Consider the following 9,174-nt stretch of genomic DNA (forward strand, 5'->3'; position numbering starts at 1 on the left):
CTTGGCCGATCGCGCGGCGGCTTCACCACCAAGCTCCACGCAAGGTGCGATGCCAGAGGCTTGCCCCTCGGCTTCGTGCTGACACCGGGGCAAGCGCACGATGTGCAGGGCTTCGCACCGCTGTTCCGCATGATAACTGACCGGATCGAGGCCTTCCTGGCTGATCGGGGATACGATGCCGATGCGATCCGCGAAGAGATTGAGGCGGCGGGCGTCGAGGCGGTGATCCCGGCCAAGGCGGGCCGGCGTAATCCCGCCGCGCATGATCGCGCGAAATACAAGTGGCGCAACCTGATCGAGCGACTGTTCAATAAACTCAAGAACTGGCGACGCGTTGCGACCCGCTACGACAAAACCAAGGAATCCTATCTCGGCTTCGTCGCGCTCGCCTCAGTCAAACTCTGGATACCCTTTGTCCACGAAACCTAGAATATCGGTCATTATTTAACTGTTCTCTTATCATAGTAAGCAGGTTGCCTGGATCAATCTCGGCGACGCGCTGACAATTACAGCTATATCATTTTGGCTTAGAGGCTGCCTTGTGATGCGCGCCCTTATGAGAACCGTCGTTGTGCGAGGCCTTCTTGGCAACCACCTTTTTTGACGCCGTCTTTTTGTTCTTCACGTCCATCTTGGAGTCTGGGCCCATCTTCATTCCCGCCATCGAGCCGCCACTTGTCTGTGCCGAAGCGACGCTCACACCCGCGGTGACGATGCCGATGGCCGCGGCAGCGTGAAGCAGCTTGCCAGAAAATTTCGTTCTGATCATGAGCTATCCAATCTTTTTGCGGTGATGGCGAGGCGGCCGGCCTGCCTACAAGATACTACGCGGCAAGGCGCATTAGCCCTCGCGCCCCATGATCTTTGATCGGGTGTGGAACGGCTCGGCAAGCGCATGGAGAGCATCGCGGGCGGGTTGCACCGCGACCCGCAGCTCGAATCCATCTTGAAGCGTCGCGCGCCCGAGTTGGCGTTGAGTATGGAGCGGGGCCGGTCGATCGGGCAGGAGCTGGCGCAGTGGGTCGGACAAGGCCGCAACCGCGATCGTGGCATGAGCCGGTAAGGGGGACGGGTGACGGACGAGGACAACAGCCAAGGAACCGACGCAGCCGAGGCGTTCGAGGCCATGTGCGTCGAGCTGGCGCTATTGCGCCGCGCCGTGGAGGGTCTGGCGGCCGAGCGCGGCGCGATCGACTTTCCCGACTATACCGAGACGTTGGGGCGGATGCAGAAGGGCGTGGACGCTACGGCCGACCGTATCGCGGCCATCAACGACGTGATCGCGCGAAGTCCGGCGCTGGCGATGACGCCGGAGCAGATGGCGCAGCGGATCGCCGCGGCGGGCAGCGCGGCCCGGCGCGAGGACCAGGCGGCGCTCGCCAAGGCGGGTGAGGACAAGGCCCGCGTCATGGCCGAGCTTCGCGCTATCGCCGGGTCCGCATGGACACTGGCCGAGCAGAAGAACCGGCAGCTATGGTTTGGCTTGGGCGGGGTGGCGATCGGCGTCGTCGCATGGGCGATCGTGCCGGGTTTTGTCGCGCGCGAGATCGCGCCGGCGAGCTGGCAATGGCCCGCGCGCTTGGCGGCGCGGACGCTCGACATGCCCCGTTGGGAGGCCGGTCAGCGGATGATGCAGAGCGCCGACCCGGCCGCGTTCCGCGCAGTCGTCGCGGCCGACAGGATCGTGACGGCCAACCGCAAAACGATTGAGGGGTGCAGCAAAGCCGCAGCCCGGGCGCGCGAGACGGTGCGATGCACGATCAGGGTCAGGCCGGATGGACAAGATAGTCGTTAATGCATCACGCTAGGGCAACTTCGTCGGCATCGAGCATTCGGCCCATCGCGTAGTAATCGCCAACAACGCCCGATTCTTTGTTGGCCGCCACCACATCTCCGCACACGGTATAGCCAAGCCGTTGGTAGAGTGCGAACGCCCGGTCGTTGCGAACAGCAACGTGGAAGATCAGGAAAGGTATCCTGCGGCGACGTACCCATTCCTCGGCGGATTTCACCAGACTTGTTCCGAGCCCACGTCCCTGCCACCGTGTCCGGATAGCCAGATTAAACGAGGCAAATTCGGCAGCGCCTTCGATGCACACGCTCCGCACATCTATGTAGCCGACGAGGTCGCCTATGCGTTGCAGGACGAAGATGCCTCGTTCGCCGGCTACGGCGGCGCTCAGCTCCACAGTTGTGCGGCGCAGGAGTTCCCCTCGATCTCGGACATCGAAGATCATATGTTCCGCTTCGCGAGCGAGGGCGATCTTCAAGCGTACCAAAGCTTTAGCGTCGGCAAGGTTCGCCGGGCGTGGCTCGCTCCAACTCCGCTTTCCGCCTACTTGAGCTATCGAACGCGCCGGCGGGAGTGGGGGCGCGTATATCGCCTGTGTCATGTGAAGACTTGGGCTCCCTGTAACGCGCGCGCGCGCTTTGGAATCGCGAGTTTGCCGAGGGATAGGTGACCAGAGCGGAAAGCGTGACGTGGGGAAAGCTGCGTCGGACAGCTTAGGCTGCGTGGCCCGTCCGCTCCACGCTGTTTCCGCTTCCAAAAGGCAAAAAGCCCAAGCAGATTGCCTGCGACAGATACAAGATCAACGGCCAAGGCGAACGGTGCGCCAATGAGAAGATTGTGGGCCAGCCAGAAGGGGGCGGCCACGAGAAAGACCATCTTCATCCGCGTCGTTGATCGCTGGGTCCGTGCCATGAAGGAAGCAGCCCCGCCGCAAGCGGCAAGGCCGGATAGGAGCCCATGCCAGGTCGCCACGGTAAGCAATAGCAGCGCGAGCAACGTCGCGCCGTCGAGCGCGAGCTTGGCAACCCGGTCACGAACCACCAGCGCGACGGTGAGCTGCATCAGGGAAAGAACGCATGCGGCCGAAGCGGTAGGCGCGCCGATCAGCGCGAAGTGCAGCGCGAAGGCGCACGCGCCGGTGCCTTGCACCATGAGCGCTCCCCGGCGCGAGGGTAGGAGCGGCCAGCTCACCACGCAGCCGAGGCCGACGATGCCGAATAGGATCGCAGCTAACCCGGTGCTCGCAAACGTCTGATCGAGGAAAAGCGACATCTATGCTCGCGTCGGGGTTGGTCCGGCTTCCACCGTGAAGGAAGAAGGTTAATGTGACGTTGTTGTCGACCGCTTTCCCATCGCGAGTCCCGGCCACAATGGCATTTGGCTTTTGTTGCGGACTGGTTCATTCTGCGCCTAGGGCGGCGCTCTTCCCTTTGGGTTCCGCCCGTGTTTGGACCAGGACAATGGTGCGTGACGCTTTCAAGCTTCTCGCCATCTCGACGTCGCTCGTGCTTTCTGGCTGTGTCAGTCCGCGAGAAATGGCCGCTCGCCATCGGGCGGCGTGTGCGAGTTATGGCTTCCAGCCTGGAACGGAGAGCTATGCGAATTGCCTTCTTCAGCTCGACGTAGGTGATTACGGCTACGGCCATCACAGGGGTGGCGTGCCGTTGTTTCCTGCGCGGCATCGGGCGCCCGCACCGCCTTTCCCTATTGCCACGCAAGACTAGGGTCGGCTACAGTTCACTGATGCTCCTTCGTCCTCACCTATTGATCTGCGCACTTTCGCTCGGCAGCGCCGCGCCCGTGGCGGCTCAGCAAGCGGTGCCTGCCGCGCCACGGACCGTGGCGGGTGCTTCGAAATTCATCCAGGACATGCTGACCCGCGGCACAGCCGTCGCAAAGCCTTGGCCGGGTTTCGTGCGGAGCAGCAGGATCACGAGCGTAGGAGTGAAAGGTGGTTGCCTCGTTACGCTCACGCTCGCCGACAAAAGCGCCCTCAGCGTGAAACTCGATCAGGTGGTTGCGATCCGACCGCTTTACTCGGCCAACGCGCCCCAGGCGTCGGTGGAGATCAAAGGGGGCGCGCAGCCCTACGAGGGTCTCGATATATTCGTCGGGGACAACGACGCGGTGCGCCGCGTCGGTGATGCCCTGGAGTTCATGCGCCAGTCCTGTGATCCATCGGCGAAGACTGGTTTCTAAACCGGCCAGCGGCGTCTCACCAACTTTTGCAAGGTTCATATGCTCGCAACCGACCAAGTTGGCCGTTATAACCTCATTCTAACCGTCGCGCGCACCGTCGTCGGCGCGCCGGGCATGATGTTGTTGTCGTTGTAGGCGGACGAGAAATAATCGCTGTTAAGCAGATTCTCGACGTTGATTTGCGCCTCGATCTGGGGGGTGAGCTTGAAGAATGCCGCGGCATCGACGCGCGTGAAGGCGGGTAGGATGGCGGTATTGCTGATGGAGGTGAAGCTCTTCGACTGGTGATAGACCCCGACCCCGGCCCCAAGGCGAGGGGTGAGGTCGTAGCGGGTCCACAGCGAAGCCTGCTGTTTGGGAACCAGCGGAACCTCGCGCCCGGCCGGGGCGACACTCGTCGTTTTGCGAATTGTCGCGTCCTGCAGCGCATAGCCCGCGCTGATCTGCCACTGTGCTGTGATCGCACCGCTAAGGCCGAGTTCGAACCCCTTACTGCGCTGAGCACCCGTCAGCACCGTCCGCGCGGCGTCGTTGGGGTCGGCCGCGCGGGTGTTGGTGCGGTCGAGCTGGTAGATGGCGGCCGTCAGGTTCAGCGTGGGCAGGATATCCCACTTGAGGCCAAGCTCGTAGTTGTCGAACCTTTCCGGTTCCAGCGCAGCGCTAGTGATATCGAGTGATGAGAATTGATCCCCCGACTGCGGCAGGAAGGACCGGCTATAGCTGGCGTATATCGAGACAGGTTGCACCGGCTTGAGCACCACGCCCACTCGGGGAGACCACAGGGTGTCCGTGCGGCTATAGCTCTGTGCGGCAACCAGGTCGTCGACGTTGAGCGTGAAGCGGTCGCGGCGAACGCCGCCGATGACATCGACATGGTCGCCGATCGAGATCTGGTCCTGCACGTAGAAGGCAGTGACGTCGGCGTTCGTGCGGACCGACCGGTAGCCGGTGTTGGCGGCGGTGCGCAGCGTAACCGGCGGCACCGTGATCGGGTCGGCCAACCCGACAAAGACGCGCCGCCCCCCATTGACGATATCGCCACCCCCGAAAAAGCCGTTGATCCGCTGGTTGCGCGTGCGCTGGTCGCTAACTTCGAAGCCGGCGAGCAGCACGTGGCGAACGGGGCCGGTGGTGACGGTCCACACAAGGTCGTTCTGGTTGAGCAGATTCGTGCGCGTCGTGGGATCGCTATACGCTTCGAGGCCGACGCTGCGGACGCCGCCGCGCGGCGTGACCGGGGTTACCGCAAAGGCGTTCCGATAGAGCTTGTCATAATCACCGTACAGGATCCGGCTGGTCAGGGTCAGATTGTCGCTGAAGCGGTGCTCAACGCGGCCATTTAGGACCTTGGCCTCGAAATCGCTGACGTTGAACCCCGGCACACCGAAGAAGGTGTCGCGGACGCCGGTAAGCGGACGTGATGGGCTCGTGAGCGAGCCCTGGACGGCCGAGGGGACGCCTCGGTCGATCGTTCGCTTGTCGCTGTTATATTCGAAGCCCAGATCGATCCGAGTCGCACCGCCGAGCGAGAGCGCGACGGTCGGGTTGATCGCAACCCGGCGCCCGTCATAGAAGTCGCGATTGTTTCGGAACTCCTCGTAAACGGCGTTCATCCGGGTGGAGACGGACTCGCTGAGTGGCTGACTGATGTCGGCGTCGACATACCATGCGCCATATGTGTCCGCCGAACCGCTGCCGCTGATGAAGGCGTTGGCGACAGGGCGCTTGGTGACGCGGTTGATCACGCCCCCGCCGCCGCCGCGCCCGAAGATCATCGCGTTGGGACCTTTCAAAACCTCGATCCTCTCTGCATTGTAGAGGCCGCGATAATATTGCACGTCGTCACGCAAGCCATCGACGAAGAAGTCTGCGGTGCTGCTGTTCCCGCGCAGGATGATCTGATCGCGGTGTCCCTCACCTTGGGAGATTACGGCGCCGGGGACATAGCGTAGTACATCGGCAATAGAGCGCATCGCCTGGTCGTCGATCTGCGTTTCCGTGATGATCGAGACCGCTTGGGGGACATCGTTGAGCTCGGTCGGTGTGCGCGTGGCGGTGCTGGTCGCATCGATCTGATAGCCGTCGCGGACGCCGGTCACGATGATCGTTTGCGAGGTGCTGCCGGGTCCCGGCAGGAACTGGTCTTGAGCCATTGCCGGGACGGTGAGCAGCCCGAAGCCGAGTGCAGTTCCAATACCAAGATTTCTCACCGTTGACCCTTTTGCGAATCTCTCTCAACCAACGCAATAGGTGATTTGAGAGTGCGTCGCAATAGCCCTTCGGGGTGGTCGCTGTCGGGCCCGTTGGCTTGCTCTCTAAAATATGAGACCAGCGAAACGGACTACGGCAATGTTACGAAGCCCGACGAGATCACTTATCAGAGCCTGAGTTGGCTTTGCCGTTGCATTACGCCGAACGTCCTCAGCCATGACATGGAAGAGAGCCGAGCCAGTGACGCTCACCGGACGACGATCTTGCCTTTCATGCCGAAAATCGAGTGCATGAAGTGCGAACAATGCACGTCGTAGGTTCCGATCCGGTTGACAACCAGGCGCACGTCCCCGCTTTCTCCGCCTCCCAGATCGACCTCACCCTTGTTGATCGTCGACCGGCTGGCAGGGTCAATAGTGGCTTGCTCGAAAAAGGCCTTGGCGACAAAATTGTGGCCGCCCCCTGCCGTGTTAACAAAGCGCAAGCGGTAGGGAACACCGCGTTGAAGCGTGATCGTGGCTGGAACGAAAGCGAAATTCTTCATGTCGATTTCGATCGTCCGGGCGTTCAACCAGTTCGGCGATTGAGCAAAGCCAGGCCCCGCGAGAAGAAGGCCGCAAACAGCGAGGCTTAGCGAGCGCATCGAACATCCCCAGTACAAGCGTATCATAGCACGGATTGAGCCGCAGGCTCATTTGGCCGTTCAAAAGCTGCATCGAAGCGAAAATCCCGAGAAAGGGACGTCAATTCCAACTTCCACGGCGCTAGATTCCGAGCCGATTGGCCTGCTTCGGCGTGCAAGGTGATGTTCATCGAGTAGGTTCGTCGTCGGAATCCGAATGGTGTACATGCAAGCGGGCTCGGTGCGAAACCCGCGTCCACCCAGGCATGCGAGGCAGCTCAAGGATCAAAAGAAGCATCAGAGCGGTTATGACAGCCAGATGATAGATCCCGTACGCGGCGCTTAACCCGACCGCTGCAGACGCCCAGAGCGTAGCTGCCGTTGTGAGCCCCGTCACGCGCCCAGCGTCGCGCAGGATGATGCCGGCGCCAATGAATCCTACTCCAGTAACAATTCCCGCAGAGATGCGACCTTGGTCCCCGATGGCGTTCGACACAAGTCCGAAGGCGCAGGCTCCTAGCGAAGCAGCCATGTAGGTTCGGATTCCGGCTTCCCTGCCGTGGTGCTCACGTTGCCAGCCAATTATGACACCCAGCAACCCTGCCAGTAGGATGCGCGCTATATCAAGCCACCAGGGAATGTTTTCCGTAAGATACGTCAATGACTACAACCCTTGCTTCATTTTTTTTCGCGAAATTTATCATGAAATCGATCGTCGTAAGAGTAGCTGATTATAATAATCCAGTAGGTCAATTAGGTGATCGAGATCCGTACGAACTCTTCCTGCTGCATCCAGGGTTGCGGAACGTAACTGTACGGAATCCCGCGCCAACAGGCGCAGGATCGCCGCTGCGCAGGATTTCGCGTCACGCGCATTATAGGATTCGGAATGGCTTGGTGCTGCAAATTCCGCTGACCCTCCCTCGTTAGGAACAATCAACGGCAGCCCTGACGCGATGGCTTCTAAGGCAACGAGACCAAAAGGTTCGGTATCCGATCCGTGCACGAGCGCATCTGCGCTAGCCAACACGGATGCAAATCGCTCACGCTCGAAGATCGGCTTAAACAGCCGGATGTGGGGATTGCCAGCGACGCGGCTGAAGATTTTGGGTCGATCGACGCCGTCGCCAAGGAGGATGAGCCCAATAGCCGATTGGCCGGCTTGTTCAACCGCATCAATAACCATCGGCCAGCGCTTCTCCGGGTGATGCCTCCCGACCCCGATAAGTAAATGCGCACAAGGTGGAAGGTGGCACTCGCCCAGTAGCGCTGCCCGTAGTTGTTCATCTCGAAGATGCGGGGCGAAAACGCCGCCTTCCACGCCGAGCGGAAGCGGTGCATCGACCTGAAGTCCGCGGCCGGAATACCAACGGTCGAGCGTCCTGCCATTCGTGACAAAGGCATCGAACCTGTCGAGGAAGTGAGCAAGGTAGCGGGTGTACCACCCAAACCAACTCTCAACTTTTTGCCGCGAGGCCAGTCGTCCCACCCAACGCTGCGCGTAGGCAGTCATATGGTCATTGTGTGCGAAGAAGACTTTAGCTGCGGGCGCTCTCCAGTTGGCGACGATCCATGCGGGGCGAAACGGCGAGCTTGTCTCGACGACGTCGGGATTTAGTTCATCGAGCAGTGCCGTTACCGGAGCCCCATCCCAGAACATCCCGTAGCTTCGGTCGAACGGAAGGCGGGGTGCGGCTACCCAGAAAACGCGCCCCCCGCCGGGGCGGTGTTCGAGACGATTCTCATGGCCGGGTGCGATGACAATAAGTTCGTGACCAAGATCAGCCAGGAGTCGCATTTTCCGGTCGATGTACGTTCGAACCCCACCTCCTGTCGGGCAGTAGTACTCATTGACATCAACGATCCGCATTTGAATCGACACGAGCAAGTGTTCTAGCCACTAGCAAGGTTTGCACTATAAATAGGCAAATCAGCGCGGCGCCGATGAATCCTACCAGAGCGTCTAGGTTTCGTGGACAAAGGGTATCCAGAGTTTGACTGAGGCGAGCGCGACGAAGCCGAGATAGGATTCCTTGGTTTTGTCGTAGCGGGTCGCAACGCGTCGCCAGTTCTTGAGTTTATTGAACAGTCGCTCGATCAGGTTGCGCCACTTGTATTTCGCGCGATCATGCGCGGCGGGATTACGCCGGCCCGCCTTGGCCGGGATCACCGCCTCGACGCCCGCCGCCTCAATCTCTTCGCGGATCGCATCGGCATCGTATCCCCGATCAGCCAGGAAGGCCTCGATCCGGTCAGTTATCATGCGGAACAGCGGTGCGAAGCCCTGCACATCGTGCGCTTGCCCCGGTGTCAGCACGAAGCCGAGGGGCAAGCCTCTGGCATCGCACCT

11 protein-coding genes are annotated in these 9,174 nt (G+C 60.9%); 3 read left to right on the forward strand and 8 right to left on the reverse strand.

Features of this window, described 5'->3' with window-relative positions; genetic code table 11:
- Positions 1 to 429 (forward strand): IS5 family transposase (locus A3736_RS14070; protein ID WP_082851511.1); only part of this gene is annotated, 429 nt, incomplete at its 5' end.
- Positions 430 to 517: 88 nt separating this feature from the next.
- Here the strand turns inward: A3736_RS14070 and A3736_RS14075 are convergent.
- Entirely contained in the window at positions 518 to 769 is a 252-nt protein-coding gene (locus A3736_RS14075) for a hypothetical protein (RefSeq protein ID WP_067684263.1), read from the reverse strand.
- 303 nt (positions 770 to 1,072) lie between these two features.
- Here A3736_RS14075 and A3736_RS14080 point away from each other — a divergent pair, with 303 nt between their 5' ends.
- Entirely contained in the window at positions 1,073 to 1,795 is a 723-nt protein-coding gene (locus A3736_RS14080) for a DUF6118 family protein (RefSeq protein ID WP_067684266.1), read from the forward strand.
- Between the two features lie 4 nt (positions 1,796 to 1,799).
- On the opposite strand, the gene A3736_RS14085 is transcribed toward A3736_RS14080, so the two are convergent.
- Both A3736_RS14085 and A3736_RS14090 read right to left on the reverse strand, forming a co-directional pair.
- Positions 1,800 to 2,393: a GNAT family N-acetyltransferase gene (locus A3736_RS14085; RefSeq protein WP_082851512.1), complete on the reverse strand. Its 594-nt coding sequence runs from the start codon at positions 2,391 to 2,393 to the stop codon at positions 1,800 to 1,802.
- Positions 2,390 to 3,064: a YgjV family protein gene (locus A3736_RS14090; RefSeq protein ID WP_082731248.1), complete on the reverse strand. Its 675-nt coding sequence runs from the start codon at positions 3,062 to 3,064 to the stop codon at positions 2,390 to 2,392. Before A3736_RS14090 ends, A3736_RS14085 begins: the two co-directional genes overlap by 4 nt.
- Before the next feature lie 471 nt (positions 3,065 to 3,535).
- Between A3736_RS14090 and A3736_RS14095 the strand changes: the two genes are divergently transcribed.
- Positions 3,536 to 3,991 carry a hypothetical protein gene (locus A3736_RS14095; RefSeq protein WP_037569531.1) on the forward strand — a complete coding sequence of 152 codons (456 nt, stop codon included), beginning with the start codon at positions 3,536 to 3,538 and terminating at the stop codon, positions 3,989 to 3,991.
- Positions 3,992 to 4,056: 65 nt separating this feature from the next.
- Here A3736_RS14095 and A3736_RS14100 read toward each other — a convergent pair whose 3' ends face one another.
- From A3736_RS14100 to A3736_RS14120, 5 genes are all read right to left on the reverse strand, one after another.
- Positions 4,057 to 6,201, reverse strand: a complete 2,145-nt coding sequence (locus A3736_RS14100) for a TonB-dependent siderophore receptor (protein ID WP_037569529.1) — start codon at positions 6,199 to 6,201, stop codon at positions 4,057 to 4,059.
- A 248-nt stretch (positions 6,202 to 6,449) separates the two neighbouring features.
- The gene (locus A3736_RS14105) at positions 6,450 to 6,845 is read right to left on the reverse strand and encodes a cupredoxin domain-containing protein (RefSeq protein WP_067684272.1); all 396 of its coding nucleotides are present in this window, start codon (positions 6,843 to 6,845) and stop codon (positions 6,450 to 6,452) included.
- A gap of 166 nt (positions 6,846 to 7,011) precedes the next feature.
- Positions 7,012 to 7,485: an MgtC/SapB family protein gene (locus tag A3736_RS18295; RefSeq protein WP_197465616.1), complete on the reverse strand. Its 474-nt coding sequence runs from the start codon at positions 7,483 to 7,485 to the stop codon at positions 7,012 to 7,014.
- Between the two features lie 39 nt (positions 7,486 to 7,524).
- Complete coding sequence (locus tag A3736_RS14115) at positions 7,525 to 8,694, reverse strand: glycosyltransferase (RefSeq protein WP_067684278.1); 1,170 nt, start codon at positions 8,692 to 8,694, stop codon at positions 7,525 to 7,527.
- 93 nt (positions 8,695 to 8,787) lie between these two features.
- On the reverse strand, positions 8,788 to 9,174 hold a 387-nt coding region (locus A3736_RS14120), incomplete at its 5' end, for an IS5 family transposase (protein WP_156502140.1).

The organism is Erythrobacter sp. HI0063, from assembly GCF_001635685.1.
GTDB lineage: Bacteria > Pseudomonadota > Alphaproteobacteria > Sphingomonadales > Sphingomonadaceae > Qipengyuania.